Source organism: Pseudomonas sp. MS15a(2019) (assembly GCF_013277805.1).
GTDB classification, from domain to species: domain Bacteria; phylum Pseudomonadota; class Gammaproteobacteria; order Pseudomonadales; family Pseudomonadaceae; genus Chryseomonas; species Chryseomonas benzopyrenica.
In genome coordinates this window covers 1-14524 of sequence record NZ_VBTN01000007.1, presented here as the reverse complement: position 1 = coordinate 14524, position 14524 = coordinate 1, and the positions used below count along the sequence as shown (strand labels likewise).

Below are 14524 nucleotides of genomic sequence, written 5' to 3'. Positions count from 1 at the left end.
ATTATGAACAGGCTCTAAAGTCGGCTCCGGGGGGTCTCAGGGCAGGCGATACACCAGGCAGGGATTGCCGTTGAGATGGCGCCCCAGCACCGGGGTCAGGTCGGCCAAGGGGGTGCCGGCCAGCAGGCCGCGGTCGTCGCGGGCCAGGATGATCCAGGCGCCGGACGGCAGGTGCGCCAGGTCCGCGACCTGGGGTCGGGCGATGAAGATCGGCTGCTCGTCATGGTCCAGGTTCATCATGTAGCGGATCGCCCAACTGTCCTGGCCGAGACCAAAGAACACCAGCGGACCCGGCTGCTGCTGACGCAGACCCTCCACCTGCTGGACGAAGCCGCGGGTGTCGTACTGCAGGTCCTGGGCTGGCTCCACCACCGTGACCAGCATCAGCCACTGGGCGGCCAGCGCCAGGGCGCTCAGGGCAAGCAGCCGGCGACTGCCGGTCAGGCGCCGCCAGCCGACCAGGGCGGCGATCTGCAGCAGGACGAAGGCCGGCACCAGCAGCGCCAGGGAGACGTCCGGCCAGTAGCCGTGGCGCTGCCAGAGGTGACGGCAGACCAGCATGGCGATCAGGGCGAGCCCCGGCAGGGCCAGTACCAGCGCCGTGTAGAGCGGCGCGACCCGGCGGAACCAGCTCTCCGCACGCAGCAGGCCATGGGCGGCGATGGCGGCCAGGAAAGGCACCATGGGCACCACATAGTAGGCGCGCTTGAAGTGCGGGATGGACAGTCCGACCAGGATCAGCAGACCGCTGCCGGCCAGGCCCAGCAGCAGCCGGCGCTGGGCGGTGTGCGGCCAGGCCAGCAGGCGGCGGCGCTCGGCGATCAGCACCAGCAGCGCCAGGGGCAGCACCGGCAGATAGCGATACAGACCTAGTTGCAGATAGAACCAGAAGGGCTTGCCGCTCTCGTCCAGCCGGCCGGTGACCTGCATGTGCCAGACCTCGGCGGCGAAAGCCGCCCCGCCCTCGTGATGGGCCAGCTGGATCAGCGTCCACCAGCCCAGGGCGAGCAAGGCGAGACCGGCCAGGCCATAGCCAAAGAGGCGCTGCAGGGCGAAGGTGCGGCGCGCCGGCTCGCCCCAGGCGACCACCAGCCAGTAGAGGCAGACCACGCCACAGGGCTCGATCAGCCCCAACGGGCCGCGGATGGCGAAGCCCAGGGCGAACAGCGGCAACACCAGCAGGCGGCGCAGCGGGCGGCCGTCGCGGTCGGCGCTATGGAGCAGGTAGAAGCAGAGCACCACCACCAGGGCGACCAGCTGGTCCAGGCAGACCGCGCGGGCCTTTTCCAGCCATTGCGGGGTCAGGGCCACCAGCAGCACCGTGAGCAGTGCCCAGGCACGGCGGGTGTCGGCCAGCAGCCGATAGGTCAGCGCCAGCACCGCGGCCGAGGCCAGGGCGGTGGGCAGCACGTTGGCCAGGTGATTGGGCGCGCCGATCACCCGCGCGGCCAACCAGCTCAGCCAGGTGGCGGTGCCGGGATAATCCGGATAGGGCTGGCCGTAGGTGGTGGCGAAAAAGGACGGGCCATGGCGAAACATCTCGCCGAGGAAGACCGCCCAGCGACCGTCGAAGCCCTGGGGCGCCTGGTTCCAGATGCCGAGGGTGAACATCAGGGTGGCGACCACCCCGAGCAGCAGGCTTTCACGGCGCAGGCGACTGGCCGCCGGCAGCGCGTAGAGGGGCGCGCTGCGTGGGGTCAGGGGCATGGGCGAGACCATCAGGCGGCATCCACGCGGCGGGCGACCTGGGGACCGCCCAGGGCGGCGCCACGACCGATGGCGAAGTATTCGATGCCACGGCGCTCCATGCGCTCGGGATCGAACAGGTTGCGACCGTCGAAGATCAGCGGCTGGTTGAGCTGGCGGGCGATGAGGTCGAAGTCCGGCGCCTTGAACTGTTGCCACTCGGTGCAGATGACCAGGGCATCGGCCCCGGCCAGGGCGGCCTCGGGGGTACCCATCAGCGCCAGGCGTTCGTCATGACCATAGAGGCGCTGGGCCTCGGCCATGGCCACCGGATCGAAGGCGCGCACCTTGGCGCCGGCCGCCCAGAGGGCCTCCATCAGCACCCGGCTGGGCGCATCGCGCATGTCGTCGGTGTTGGGCTTGAAGGCCAGCCCCCAGAGGGCGAAGGTACGGCCGCGCAGGTCACCGTCGAAGTAGGTATTGATGCGCTCGAACAGCTTGGTCTTCTGGCGCACGTTGATGGCTTCCACGGCGCGCAGCAGATCCAGCTCCACGGCGTTTTCCTCGCCGGTGCGGATCAGTGCCTGCAGGTCCTTGGGGAAGCAGGAGCCGCCGTAGCCGCAGCCTGGGTAGATGAAGTGGTGGCCGATGCGCGGATCGGCACCGATGGCCTGGCGCACCGCCTCGATGTCGGCGCCGACGTGCTCGGCCAGTTCGGCGATCTGGTTGATGAAGCTGATCTTGACCGCCAAGAGGCTGTTGGCGGCGTACTTGGCCAGCTCGGCGCTGCGCAGGTCCATGCACTGGATGCGGTCATGGTTGCGGTTGAAGGGCGCATAAAGTTCGCGCATCAGGTCGCGGGCCACCGGCGAATCGGTGCCCACCACGATGCGATCGGGCTTCTTGCAGTCGGCGATGGCGGCGCCTTCCTTGAGGAATTCCGGGTTGGAGACCACCTCCACGTGCAGGGTGCGACCCTCTTCGGCGAGCACCTCGTGGATCAGCGCGCGGACGCGGTCGCCGGTGCCCACCGGCACGGTGGACTTGTTCACCACCAAGAGCGGATCGCGGGAGACCGGCTGGCCGATCAGCGGCTCGCGGCGCAGGCGGGCGATGGTCTCGGCCACGGCGAAGACGGCGGACAGATCGGCCGAGCCATCGGCGGCCGGCGGGGTGCCGACGGCGATGAACTGCACGGCGCCATGGGCCACGGCCTCGGCGGCCTCGTGGGTGAACACCAGGCGCCCGGCAGCCAGGTTGCTGCGCACCAGCTCTTCCAGACCCGGCTCATAGAGGGTCACCTCGCCGCGCTTGAGCTTGTCGATCTTGGCGCGATCGATGTCCATGCACACCACCTGGTGGCCGACTTCCGCCAGCACGGCGGCCTGCACCAGACCCACGTAGCCGATGCCGAAAACGCTGATGTTCATAGGGTATTCCTCAGGGTGGGAGCGGCGCTGGCGCGGGGCCCGCCGACGAGGGCGACGCCGGCCACGACCAGCGCGACGCCCAGGGTTTTCCAGGGGGTGAAGGATTCGGCGGCGCCCGGCAGCCAGGCCGCGCCGAGGTGGACGAAGACGTAGGAGAGGCCGAGCGCCGCATAGGCGCGACCCAGCGGCAGGCGTGCCAGGGCTGCCAGCCAGGCCAGCAGCGACAGGCCGTAGCAGAGGATGCCCAGGGCCAGCAGCAGACCGGCCGCGCCGAACAGCGCCGACGGCGTGCTCAGCCAGGTGGCCATCGCCGGCAGCCGCACCAGGGCGGCGCGCAGAGACAGTTGCGCGAGGGTGGTGAGCAGGATGCTCAGGCCGAGCGGCAACAGGCCGTTCATAGCTGGCCTCCCAGCAGGGCGGCGCCGGCGACGATGCACAGGCAGCCGCACCAGGCGCGGGCATCCACCCGCTCGCCGAACACCAGGCGGGCCAGCAGGGTCACTGCCAGGGTGTTGAGCGAGAGCAAGGGATAGGCGACGCCCACCGGCACCCGCTGCAGCACCGCGCACCAGACCAGCAGGGCCAGGCCCAGGCAGACCAGGGCGCCCCACAGCCAGGGCGAGCGCAGTCGTGCGGCCAGGGCATTGCCGGCAGTCACCGCGCGCTTCTGGCCCAGTTGGCCGGCGCAGGTGAGGCCGATCACCACGGCGATCAGCAGGCCGTCGAGGGCGGTCACGGTGTCGGCCTCGGATAGACCAGCAGCACCAGGCGCTCGCTGGCGATGCTCTCGCCGGGTTCGGGCAGGCTGTCGAGCAGCTGGCGATCGCTGGGACCGTCGACCCGCAAGAGGATGGCCACCGGACCCTGGTCGTGATGGGCGGCGAGCCAGGCGGCCAGGTCGCGCTCTTCGATCAGGCGACCACTGGCCGGCTCGCGGGCGAAGCCGTACTTGAGCTCGCCCGGACCGCCCACCAGCACCACGTCGTCGCGGTGGGTGGCCCAGGCCAGGCTGGCGGCCACGCCGAGGTCGTTGCTGACCAGCAGGCCGGCATTCTTGAAGTGGCCGAGCTGGGCCTGGATGAAGCTGCTCGGCAGCTTGTTGTCGACCAGGCTGTTGGGCAGGGCGATGGACAGCAGCGGCAGCAGCACCCAGAGCGCCAGGGCCGGCGCCAGCAGGGTGCGCCGCGGCCAGACCAGGGCGGCCAGACCGGCCAGCAGTAGCGCCAGGGGCGCCAGCAGGGCCAGGGCACGGGTCAGGCCTTCGCCGCTTTCATAGAGGCGACCGCCATAGATCAGCAGGGCGGCAACGCCGGCCAGGCCCAGCAACAGATTGCACAGGCCGTTCAGGCGCAGGGCGCCGGTGGCGCCGCGGCGGCCCGCCTCCAGCAGGGTGCGCGCCAGCAGCGGCACCAAGGCGGCCAGGGTCGGCAGCAGGTAGGTGGGCAGCTTGCCGCGGCTGAAGCTGAAGAACAGCAGCTGGCCGACCACGGCAATGCCGAGGAAGGCGGTACCGGCATGGCGGCGCTCCTGCCAGGTCCGGCCCAGGGTACGCGGTAGCAGGCCGGCCCAGGGCAGGATGGCCAGTAGCAGCACCGGGCCATAGAACCAGAACGGGCGCTCGTGCTGGGCATCCTGGCCGGCGAAACGCTGGATGTGCTCGTGCCAGAAGAAGAAATTCCAGAAATCCGCATCGCGCTGGGCCACCAGCAGCGCCCAGGGGGCGACCACCAGGATCGCCACCAGCACCGCCAGCGGACCGCGGCAGAGCAACTCGCCCAGGCGCCGCTGCAGGAGGAAGAAGGGCACGGCCACCAGCACCGGCAGCACCAGGGCGAGAAAGCCCTTGGTCAGCAGGCCGCAGCCACAGGCCAGTCCCAGCAGCGCCCACTGGGCCAGGGCCGCGCCGCGGGTCGCGGCGGCCTGGGCCTGCCAGAGGGCGAGCAGCGCCAGGGCCATCCAGAAGGCGAACTGGGCGTCGAGGGTGACGTAGGTGGCCAGACCCGCCACGGCCACGCAGGAGAGATAGACCACCCCGGCAAGCAGCGCCAGCGGGCGGTCCTGCCAGATCAGCCGGGTCAGGCGCGCCACCAGGGCGGCGGTGGCGAGACTGGCCAGCAGCGGCACCAGGCGTACGCTGAACAGCGAATCACCGAGCCAGGCCTGGGCGATGGCCTGGGTCCAGTAGCCGCCGATGGGTTTCTCGAAATAGGGCAAGCCGAGGAAGTGCGGCACCACCCAGTCGCCACGCCGCCAGAGTTCCTGGGCGATCTGCGCATAGCGCGACTCGTCCGGGATCCACAGGCCACGCCAGGCCAGCGGCAAGGCATAGGCCAGCAGCGCCAGCGGCAGCAGCATCCACAGGCGTCGCCGACTCATGCCTGCACGCCCAGCCAGCCCTGGCGTCCGGCCAGGCTGCCCCGCACCAGATTGCCCGCGGGCAACTGGCGCGGATCGGCCGGCAGACGGTCGCCCAGGGTCAGGAAGAGGACACCCTCTTCCCGCGCCGCCTTGAGCAGGGCGCGAAAGTCCTCGGCGAAGGCGATGCCTTCCACCTCGGCGTGCAGGGTGTAGACGTTGAGCGCACCCGGACGGAAGCGCTTGAGCAGATAGTCGTTCCAGTCACCGGCGGCCAGCTCCGGGCCAACCACCTCGTCGAAGGTCGGCATGTCCACCGGCACCTGGGGGGTGCCGTGGCTGCCGTTGCCCAGCCGCGGGCGGAACAGCGCACTGCCGCGGCAATCGCTGTTGTACCTGAGGCCGAAGGCTTCCTTGGCCAGCACCACCCGCGGATCGGCGCGCCAGCCGGCGGCGGCGGAGCAGTCGACCCGGGCGCCGAGAATGTCTTCCAGGGCCTGCAGGCCACGGCCGAATTCCGCGCCCAGGCGCTCCAGGCTCCAGCTGCCGGTGTGGGCCTGCCAGGCATGGTGATCCCAGGCGTGCAGCCCGACCTCGTGGCCACGGGCGCGGGTCTCGCGCATCAGGTGACCGAGGTCGCGGCCGATGGGCCGGCCCGGCCAGGCGGTGCCGGCCAGCAGGATGTCCCAGCCATAGAGGCTGGCGGCCTTGGATCTGAGCATCTTCCACAGGAAGGTGGGCTTCACCAGGCGCCACAGGTGGCGCCCCATGTTGTCCGGTCCGACGCTGAAGAAGAAGCTGGCCTTGACCCCGGCTTCGTCCAGCAGGTCGAGCAGCCGCGGTACCCCTTCGCGGGTGCCGCGATAGGTGTCCACGTCGATGCGCAGGCTGGCCGGGATCAGGGCTTTCATCAGGCCTCCCGCTGCGCCATGGCTTCGCGCAGGAAGAAGTCCAGCGTCTTGCCGACGGTGGCGGCCATGGCGGTGCTCGGCTGCCAGTCGATCAGGCGGCGGGCGTTTTCCACGCTGGGCTTGCGGTGGGCCACGTCCTGGTAGCCATCGCCATAGAAGCTCTTGCTCTCCACCTCGCGGAAGCCAGCGAAGGGCGGGAATTCGTGGCGCAGCGGATGGGCCTCGAACTGGGCCAGCAGCTCCTCGGCCAGCTCGCGAATGCTCGCTTCGTTGTCCGGGTTGCCGATGTTGACGATCTGGCTGTCGCAGCGACCGCCCTGGTTCTCGATGATGCGGAACAGCGCCTCAATGCCGTCGTCGACGTCGGTGAAGCAGCGCTTCTGGGCGCCGCCGTCGACCAGCTTGATCGGGGTGCCTTCCACCAGGTTGAGGATCAGCTGGGTGATGGCGCGGGAGCTGCCGATGCGCGCGGAGTCCAGGCGATCCAGGCGCGGGCCCATCCAGTTGAACGGACGGAACAGGGTGAATTTCAGACCCTTGGCGCCGTAGGCCCAGATGACCCGGTCGAGCAGCTGCTTGGAGACCGAGTAGATCCAGCGCTGCTTGTTGATCGGGCCGACCACCAGGTTGGAGCGGTCTTCGTCGAAGCGCTCGTCCTGGCACATGCCGTACACCTCGGAGGTGGACGGGAAGATCACGCGCTTGCCGTATTTCACGCAGTGGCGAACGATCTTGAGGTTTTCCTCGAAGTCCAGTTCGAACACGCGCAGCGGATTGCGGGTGTATTCGATGGGGGTGGCGATGGCCACCAGCGGCAGCACCACGTCGCACTTCTTGATGTGGTATTCCAGCCACTCGGTGTGGATGGAGATGTCGCCTTCCACATAGTGGAAATTCGGATTGGCCTTGAGGCGCTCGATGGCGTCGGAGCCGATGTCCAGGCCATAGACCTCGTACTCGCCGTCGGCCAGCAGGCGCTCGGAGAGGTGGTTGCCGATGAAACCGTTGACGCCGAGGATCAGCACCCGGGTACGGCGCTTGGCGCGGCGATCCTGGCGGTGCAGGCGGGCACCGGCCACCAGGCCGGCTTCGCGGGCCAGTTGCGGACCGGACAGATAGAGGCCGTTGTCGCCCAGCTGGCCGGCCTGGATTTCCAGGACGCCCTCGCCACAGGCGATGCGCAGGGGTTCCAGGCTCAGCACGCTGCCGGGGGCCTGGCCATGGCTTTCCTGACGCGCCTGAGCGCTCCAAACGATCAGCTTGCGATCACCGATCCAGCCAAAGGCGCCCGGATAGGGTTGGGTCACGGCGCGCACCAGGTTGTTCAGCTCCACGGCCGGACGGCTCCACTCCAGCTCGCCATCGGCGGCGCTGCGGCGGCCAAAGGTGGTGGCCTGGCTCTCGTCCTGCTCGCGCTCGGTCAGGCGGCCTTCGGCCAGGGCCGGCAGGCTGTCGCGCAGGAGCGTCTGGCTGGCTTCGCGCAGCTTGGCGTGCAGGGTCAGAGCGGTGTCGTCGGCGGCGATGGCGACGCGTTGCTGGGCGACGATGGCGCCGGCGTCGGCGCGCTGAACCATGCGGTGCAGGGTCACGCCGGTCTCGGTCTCGCCGTTGACCAGCACCCAGTTGGCCGGGGCGCGACCGCGATAGCGCGGCAGCAGCGACCCGTGCAGGTTGTAGGCGCTGCGCTTGGCGCAGGCCAGGACGTCGTTGGACAGCAGGTTGCGGTAATAGAAGGAGAAGATGAAATCCGGCTCCAGGGCGCGGATGCGCTCGACCCAGATCGGGTGGTTGACGTCTTCCGGGGCGTGCACCGGGATGCCGTGGCGGGCGCAGAGCTGGGCCACCGAACCGAAGAAGCGGTTCTCGCTCGGGTCATCCGGGTGGGTGAAGACGGCGGCGATGGGATAGCCGGCCTGGATCAGCGCGGCGAGGCCGGCGCAGCCGATGTCGTGGTAGGCGAAGACGATGGCGGTTTTCATCAGGGGCTTTCCTGTTACTGGACCTGGCGCAGCGGCGCCGGCGAAGGAGAAAGGGTGGCGGCGCGGATCACTTGTTCCACGTGGAACCGGGGCCGGGCACGGACGTCGTGGTACACCCGGCCGAGGTACTCGCCGAGCAGACCGAGGCCGACGAACTGGGCGCCGGTAAAGATGAACAGCACGGCGAACAGCGAGAACACGCCATCGGCCGCCCACTCGGCGCCGTGGGTGACGCGCAGCACCAGCAGCAGCGCGGCGAAGAGGAAACCGAAGATGGCCAGGCCACCGCCGAACAGGCTGAGCATGCGCAGCGGGGTGGTGGTCATGCAGGTCAGCAGGTCGAACATCAGGTTGATCAGCTTGAGGAAGCCGTACTTGGAATCCCCGTGTTCGCGCTCGGCGTGGGCCACCTCGATCTCGGTGGTGTGGCGGGCGAAGCTGTTGGCCAGGATCGGGATGAAGGTGCTGCGCTCGTGGCAGGCCAGCATCGACTGCACCACCTGGCGACGATAGGCGCGCAGCATGCAGCCGTAGTCGCGCATGGCGACGCCGGTGGAACGCTGCACGGCGCGATTGATCAGCCGCGACGGCAGGGTGCGCAGGTAGGAGTCCTGGCGCTGCTGGCGCACGGTGCCGACCACGTCATAACCCTGGGCGGCGGTGTGCACCAGGCGCGGGATCTCTTCCGGCGGATTCTGCAGATCGGCGTCCAGGGTGATGATCAGATCGCCCCGGGCCTGCTCGAAGCCGGCGAGGATCGCCGAGTGCTGGCCGTAGTTGCGATTGAGCAGCACCGCCACGACGGGACTGTCCGGCTCGCTGGCGGCCTGCTGCAGCAGTTCGGCGCTGCGGTCGCGGCTGCCGTCGTCGACCAGGATGATCTCCACCTGGCAATCCAGCAGGCGGCAGGCGGCGCGGGTGCGGCGCAGCAGCTCCGGCAGGCTGGCTTCTTCGTTGTAGACGGGGATCACCACGGATACCCGGTCGATCGCATAGGGCTTCATGCGCCTTTCTCCAGCAGGTCTTCGATGGCGCCGACCACGCGGTCGACGTCGGCGAGGGTCATGTCGGGAAACAGCGGGATGGAGCACAGCCGTGCCGAATTCCATTCGCTGTTGGGCAGCGCCAGCGCCGGCCAGCGCTCGCGGTACCAGGGATGCAGATGGGTGGCGGTGAAATGGATGCCGGTGCCGATGCCGCGCGCCTTGAGGCCGGCCATGAAGGCTTCGCGCTCCAGCCCGCAACGCTCGGGGCAGATACGCAGGATGTAGAGGTGCCAGGCGTGGGTCTGGGCGTAGTCGGGCAGCGCCAGCGGGGCGACCGGCAGATGCGCCAGGCGCTGGGTGTAGGCCTGGGCCAGCAGCCGCCGGCGGCTGTTGATGTCGCCCAGGCGATCCAGCTGCACCAGGGCCAGGGCGGCGTGGATGTCCGAGAGGTTGTATTTGAAGCCGGGCTCCTGCACCTGGGCCTGGGGCTTGCGGCCCAGGGCGTGACGGTCGAAGGCATCCACCGCCAGACCGTGGAATTTCAACCGGCGCACCCGCTCGGCCAGGGTGGCGTCGTCGGTCACCAGCATGCCGCCTTCGGCGCAGGTCAGGTTCTTGATGGCGTGAAAGCTGAAGATGGCGGTGCCGCGCTGGCCGATGGACTCACCCTGGTAGCGGGTGCCGGCGGCGTGGGCGGCGTCTTCGATCAGCGCCACGCCATGCTCACGGGCCAGGGCGCGCAGCGGGGTCAGGTCACAGCTGGCGCCGGCATAGTGCACCGGCACGATGGCCTTGGTGCGCGGGGTGATGGCGGCGGCCACCTGCTCGGCGGAGACCATCAGGGTGTCGCGGTCGACATCGACGAACACCGGGGTGGCACCGATCAGGGTGATCATGTTGGCGGTGGAGACCCAGGTCAGCGAGGGGGTGATCACCTCGTCGCCCGGGCCGATGTCCAGCGCCAGCAGGGTCACGTGCATGGCGGCGGTGGCCGAGCACAGGGCCACGGCGTGGGCGGCGCCCACCGAATCGGCGAAGCGCTCTTCCAGCAGGTTGGCCTGGGGCCCGGTGGTGATCCAGCCCGAGGTCAGCACCCGGCTAACCGCGGCCACTTCCTCGGCGCCGATGCTGGGTCGGGAGAACGGCAGGAAAGGCTCGTCCAGCTGACGCGGGGCGGTGCTCTGGGACAGATCGGTCATGGCGGCTCATCCGAAGCGAGGGGCGCCGGGACAGGACAGCCGACGCGATGAGCCCAGGCTAAGGCGTCTTGCCTTACGGCCCCCTTAGCGCAACCTGACAACTGCCTGACAGCCGGTCAGCTCGCCGGCCACCCCCGTGAACCCCTTGGCAAAACAAGGGCTTAGCCTGCTACGAATGGGGTGCCGGTGGTCGGTGAGAGGCCTAGAATGCTGATCCCTGCCCCCTTGGCAGTCCCGAACCTGACACGAGAGACGACCGCGCCCATGCTGGACAACACCCTGAGCGAACTGGAAACCGCCATCCGCGACCTGCTGCAGCGCAACCAGCGCCTGACCGCCCGCACCCAGGAACTGGAGCAGGCCCTGCTGGCCGCGCGCGAGGAAAACGACACCCTGCAACTGAGTCTGCTGGAGCAGGAAGAACACGGCGCCAGCACCCGCCAGCGCGTGGAAGGCCTGCTGGCCCTGCTCTCCGCGCAGTCGGTGGAGCAGACCGTAGCCGCCGACGCCGAGCAGCGCCACGCGGCCAGCGTCGAGTGAAGACCGCTAACGCGGGCGCCGACGACGAGGTGGAGGTGCTCGGTCGCCGCTACCGCTTCAAGGTGGCCGAAGGCGACCGCGCCGCCCTGCAACAGGCCGCCGCCCGCCTGCGCGACGAACTGGTCGCCATCCAGGGCGATCGCCGCCGCGGTGATGCCATCGAGCTGCTGGTGCTGGCCGCCCTGCGCCTGAGCCTGGACACCGCCGCCGACGCCGGCGCCCTGAGCGCCCTCGACGCCCGCCTCCAGGCCCTGACCACCGAGGTACGGGCGACGCAGGAGGCCTAGTCTCATCCAAGAGGCACGGCACCCACGCCGCTCTGCCCCCTCTCCCCTGGGGAGAGGGGTGGGGTGAGGGCGCCGCTCCGCTCGAACCCGACCTGCGCTCGACGCCGCCCTGTTGGGCTTCGACGATGGGGCCGTCTCAACCCAACCTACGAAAGCCACAGGTTCCGCCTGTGCGCGACTCCGTAGCGTGGATGACGGCGCAGCCTCATCCAGGAGGCACGGCACCCGCTCCGCCCCCTCTCCCTCGGGGAGAGGGCTGGGGTGAGGGCCACCCCCACTCCCTCATTCCCGCGCAACCGCCCTGCCCCGCTAATCTTGACCACCCCGCTGCCCCGTGCGAGCTTCGGTGCCCTTCCCCTGCCCTGGAGGTCCGTCATGTCCGGTATTCGCTGGCTCGCCCTGCCGCTCTTGAGTATCGCCCTCGGCGCCCAGGCCGCGCCGGCACCGCTGCCGGCCCTGCTGGACGCCATGGCCCAGCGCCTGACGCTGGCCGATCAGGTGGCCCGCAGCAAGCACGACAGCGGCAAGCCGGTGCTGGACGAAGTCCGCGAACGCCAGGTGCTGCAGGACGTCGCCCAGGCCGCGCCCGCCGCCAGCGTCTCCCCGGCCACCGCCCAGACCTTTTTCGCCGCCCAGATGGAAGCCAACAAGCTGGTGCAATACGGCCTGCTGCAGGCATGGCGGCGCAACGAACAGCCGCTGCCCGCCAGCACGACGGACCTCACGGCACTCAGGACCCAGCTGAACGAGCTCCAGGCCAGGCTGCTCGGCGGTCTCGCCGCCACCGGCGAATTGCGCGCCGCCGCGGACTGCCCGGCGCAGCTGGATCGCGCCCTCGCCGCCCATCTCGCCGCCGCGCGCCCCGATGATCTCCACCGCCTGGCCCTGGTGCGAGCGCTAGGCGATTTCTGCACCCTGCCGCGCTGAGAGCCTGTGCATAATCGGCGGCACGGCGACCGAACCGCGTTGAATCCAAGGACCCTACATGCACATCCTGCTCGTCGAAGATGACGCCACCCTGGCCGACGGTATCCGCCGCGTCCTGGAAGGCCATGGCATGCAGGTCGACCTCCTGCGCACCGGCGCCGAGGCCGACGCCTGGCTGCGCACCACCCGCTTCGCCGTGGTGGTGCTGGACATCGGCCTGCCCGGTGGCCTGGACGGCTTCGAGGTGGTCCGCCGTCTGCGCCAGCGTGGCAGCGATCAGCCGGTGCTGCTGCTCACCGCCCGCGACGCCATCGACGACCGGGTACATGGCTTCGAGGTGGGCGCCGACGACTACCTGGTCAAGCCCTTCGCCGTGCCCGAGCTGGTGGCGCGGATCAAGGCGCTGGTCCGTCGCGCCGGTGGCCAGAACAGCGCCGACCTCACCCTTGGCGTCTTGCGCCTGGACACCGCCGCCCACCAGGCGCGCCTTGGCGACACCTCACTGGATCTCTCGGCCCGCGAGTGGGCGGTGCTCGAACACCTGCTGCGCCAGGCCGGCAAGGTGGTCTCCAAGCAGCAGATCATCGACGCCCTGGCCCCCTGGGGCAGCGAGGACCTGACCCACAACGCCGTGGAGGTCTATGTCTCGCGGCTACGGCTGAAACTGGCCGACTCCGGGGTCGGCATCCGTACCGTGCGCGGCTTCGGCTATCGCCTGGAAGAAGCCGCGCCATGACCGCCACCGCGCCCAGCCTGCGCCGGCGGCTGCTCAAGTGGCTGGTGCTGCCGGTGCTCCTGGTAAACCTCGCCGGCGCGGTGGTCAGCTATCAGTTCGCCCGCAAACCGGCGTTCAGCGCCCTGGACGGCGATCTCACCGATGCGGTGATCCTGCTGCTCGAACAACTGGAGGTGGATGGCAACGGCCGCCTGTGGCTGCCGACGGAAGCCGACTACCTGCTGCGCCACAACAGCCACGACCACGTCTGGCTGGCGGTCCGCACCCTCGATGGCCAGCTGCTGTTCGGCGATGAGGCCATGCCCGTCCAGGAGATCACCGACGAGATGCGCGACGGCCATACCACCGCCCTGCGCACCCGCATCAACGACCGCTCGGTGTTCATGGTCGGCCGCCTCGGCGCGGTAGCCGGGCAACCGGTGGTGGCCAGCGTGGCCCAGACCCTGAGTCGCCACACCGCCGCCCTGCAGCGCATGGTACTGACCCTGGTGGCGGTGCAGATCCTGGTCGCCCTGCTGATCGCCGCCCAGTTGCTCTGGGCGGTGCGCCGGGGCCTCAAGCCCCTGGAACGGCTGGAGCGCCAGCTCGACAGCCGCCACTACGATGACCTGGCGCCACTGCGCGAAGAGGGTGCGCCGCGCGAACTGGGCACCTTCGTCACCGCGCTCAACGGCCTGCTGCTGCGCATCCGCGAGGGCGCACGCAACCAGCGCGCCTTTCTCGATGACATGGCGCACCAGTTGCGCACCCCGCTGGCCGGCATCAGCACCCTGACCCAGTGGCTGCGCCAGCGCCATGCCGGCGATGCCGAAAGCGCCGCGGCCCTGGCGCAGCTCCAGGCCGCCACCGAGCGCATGACCCGCCAGACCAACCAGTTGCTGACCCTGGCCCGCGCCGCCACCGCACGCCTGGAAAGTCCGCCACGCGAACCCTTGCGGCTGGACGAGCTGATCGGCGCAGCCATGCCCAGCCAGCTGTCCCAGGCCGATGGCCACGGCATCGACCTGGGCTACGAACTGGAGCCGCAGACCGTGCAGGGCAACGCCTTTCAGCTGCGCGACCTGCTCGACAACCTGGTCGACAACGCCCTCAGATACACCCCGCGCGGCGGCCAGGTCACGGTGCGGCTGCGTGGCCAGGCCGGAGCGACGGTACTGGAGGTGGAAGACGACGGCCCGGGCATTCCCGAGGCGGAGCGCGAACGCATCTTCGAGCGCTTCTATCGCCTCGACAGCGGCATCCACGGCACCGGTCTGGGGCTGGCCATCGTCCGCGACATCGCCACCGCCCACGACGCCGGCATCGAACTGGCCACCGCCACCGGCGGCCACGGCCTGCGCGTGGCCATCCATTTCCCGCCCCTGGTCGTGCCGCCGGTGGAGGCTTCTTAGGTTGGCTGGAAAGCGACCCTCACCCCAACCCTCTCCCCAAGGGAGAGGGGGCTATCCGGCCTGCCCCTGCACCCTCGTAGATACCATCTCTCCCATC

At 69.7% G+C, this 14524-nt stretch carries 14 protein-coding genes; 5 read left to right on the top strand and 9 right to left on the bottom strand.

Going from position 1 to position 14524, the window contains the following annotated elements:
- Positions 1-36: 36 nt before the first annotated feature.
- From FEZ61_RS10535 to arnB, 9 genes are read right to left on the bottom strand one after another with little or no spacing between them, the layout of a single operon-like run.
- Positions 37-1719, bottom strand: coding sequence for a glycosyltransferase family 39 protein (locus FEZ61_RS10535; protein ID WP_173148582.1), 1683 nt, complete (start codon positions 1717-1719; stop codon positions 37-39).
- Positions 1719-3116, bottom strand: coding sequence for a UDP-glucose/GDP-mannose dehydrogenase family protein (locus FEZ61_RS10530; protein WP_173148580.1), 1398 nt, complete (start codon positions 3114-3116; stop codon positions 1719-1721). Before FEZ61_RS10530 ends, FEZ61_RS10535 begins: the two co-directional genes overlap by 1 nt.
- The gene (arnF, locus tag FEZ61_RS10525) at positions 3113-3514 is read right to left on the bottom strand and encodes a 4-amino-4-deoxy-L-arabinose-phosphoundecaprenol flippase subunit ArnF (RefSeq protein WP_017639274.1); all 402 of its coding nucleotides are present in this window, start codon (positions 3512-3514) and stop codon (positions 3113-3115) included. The genes FEZ61_RS10530 and arnF overlap by 4 nt, the downstream gene beginning before the upstream one ends.
- Positions 3511-3852, bottom strand: a complete 342-nt coding sequence (locus FEZ61_RS10520; protein ID WP_017639273.1) for an EamA family transporter — start codon at positions 3850-3852, stop codon at positions 3511-3513. Before FEZ61_RS10520 ends, arnF begins: the two co-directional genes overlap by 4 nt.
- On the bottom strand, positions 3849-5492 hold the full coding sequence (gene arnT / locus FEZ61_RS10515; protein WP_242455141.1) for a lipid IV(A) 4-amino-4-deoxy-L-arabinosyltransferase: 1644 nt from the start codon (positions 5490-5492) through the stop codon (positions 3849-3851). Before arnT ends, FEZ61_RS10520 begins: the two co-directional genes overlap by 4 nt.
- Complete coding sequence (arnD, locus tag FEZ61_RS10510) at positions 5489-6370, bottom strand: 4-deoxy-4-formamido-L-arabinose-phosphoundecaprenol deformylase (RefSeq protein WP_064307823.1); 882 nt, start codon at positions 6368-6370, stop codon at positions 5489-5491. Before arnD ends, arnT begins: the two co-directional genes overlap by 4 nt.
- Before the next feature lie 11 nt (positions 6371-6381).
- A complete protein-coding gene (arnA, locus tag FEZ61_RS10505) occupies positions 6382-8364 on the bottom strand; it encodes a bifunctional UDP-4-amino-4-deoxy-L-arabinose formyltransferase/UDP-glucuronic acid oxidase ArnA (RefSeq protein ID WP_173148729.1) in 1983 nt (660 codons plus the stop codon).
- Between the two features lie 11 nt (positions 8365-8375).
- Complete coding sequence (gene arnC / locus FEZ61_RS10500; RefSeq protein WP_068384540.1) at positions 8376-9365, bottom strand: undecaprenyl-phosphate 4-deoxy-4-formamido-L-arabinose transferase; 990 nt, start codon at positions 9363-9365, stop codon at positions 8376-8378.
- Positions 9362-10510, bottom strand: a complete 1149-nt coding sequence (gene arnB / locus FEZ61_RS10495) for a UDP-4-amino-4-deoxy-L-arabinose aminotransferase (protein WP_173148727.1) — start codon at positions 10508-10510, stop codon at positions 9362-9364. Before arnB ends, arnC begins: the two co-directional genes overlap by 4 nt.
- 300 nt (positions 10511-10810) lie before the next feature.
- Between arnB and FEZ61_RS10490 the strand changes: the two genes are divergently transcribed.
- The 5 genes from FEZ61_RS10490 (at position 10811) to FEZ61_RS10470 (ending at position 14427) form a co-directional block, all read left to right on the top strand.
- Positions 10811-11086 carry a hypothetical protein gene (locus FEZ61_RS10490; protein ID WP_017639267.1) on the top strand — a complete coding sequence of 92 codons (276 nt, stop codon included), beginning with the start codon at positions 10811-10813 and terminating at the stop codon, positions 11084-11086.
- On the top strand, positions 11083-11373 hold the full coding sequence (gene zapA, locus FEZ61_RS10485) for a cell division protein ZapA (protein WP_173148578.1): 291 nt from the start codon (positions 11083-11085) through the stop codon (positions 11371-11373). Before FEZ61_RS10490 ends, zapA begins: the two co-directional genes overlap by 4 nt.
- A gap of 375 nt (positions 11374-11748) precedes the next feature.
- Positions 11749-12300 carry a chorismate mutase gene (locus tag FEZ61_RS10480; protein ID WP_173148576.1) on the top strand — a complete coding sequence of 184 codons (552 nt, stop codon included), beginning with the start codon at positions 11749-11751 and terminating at the stop codon, positions 12298-12300.
- 58 nt (positions 12301-12358) lie between these two features.
- Positions 12359-13036, top strand: a complete 678-nt coding sequence (locus FEZ61_RS10475; protein ID WP_068384534.1) for a response regulator transcription factor — start codon at positions 12359-12361, stop codon at positions 13034-13036.
- On the top strand, positions 13033-14427 hold the full coding sequence (locus FEZ61_RS10470; RefSeq protein ID WP_173148574.1) for a sensor histidine kinase: 1395 nt from the start codon (positions 13033-13035) through the stop codon (positions 14425-14427). The genes FEZ61_RS10475 and FEZ61_RS10470 overlap by 4 nt, the downstream gene beginning before the upstream one ends.
- Positions 14428-14524 lie beyond the last annotated feature (97 nt).

What these genes read in the sequence shown, in the direction of transcription:
- FEZ61_RS10535 (WP_173148582.1), bottom strand. Translation starts at nt 1,719, where the DNA reads ATGGTCTCGCCCATGCCCCTGACCCCACGCAGCGCGCCCCTCTACGCG.
- FEZ61_RS10530 (WP_173148580.1), bottom strand. Translation starts at nt 3,116, where the DNA reads ATGAACATCAGCGTTTTCGGCATCGGCTACGTGGGTCTGGTGCAGGCC.
- arnF (WP_017639274.1), bottom strand. Translation starts at nt 3,514, where the DNA reads ATGAACGGCCTGTTGCCGCTCGGCCTGAGCATCCTGCTCACCACCCTC.
- arnT (WP_242455141.1), bottom strand. Translation starts at nt 5,492, where the DNA reads ATGAGTCGGCGACGCCTGTGGATGCTGCTGCCGCTGGCGCTGCTGGCC.
- arnC (WP_068384540.1), bottom strand. Translation starts at nt 9,365, where the DNA reads ATGAAGCCCTATGCGATCGACCGGGTATCCGTGGTGATCCCCGTCTAC.
- FEZ61_RS10490 (WP_017639267.1), top strand. Translation starts at nt 10,811, where the DNA reads ATGCTGGACAACACCCTGAGCGAACTGGAAACCGCCATCCGCGACCTG.
- FEZ61_RS10480 (WP_173148576.1), top strand. Translation starts at nt 11,749, where the DNA reads ATGTCCGGTATTCGCTGGCTCGCCCTGCCGCTCTTGAGTATCGCCCTC.
- FEZ61_RS10475 (WP_068384534.1), top strand. Translation starts at nt 12,359, where the DNA reads ATGCACATCCTGCTCGTCGAAGATGACGCCACCCTGGCCGACGGTATC.
- FEZ61_RS10470 (WP_173148574.1), top strand. Translation starts at nt 13,033, where the DNA reads ATGACCGCCACCGCGCCCAGCCTGCGCCGGCGGCTGCTCAAGTGGCTG.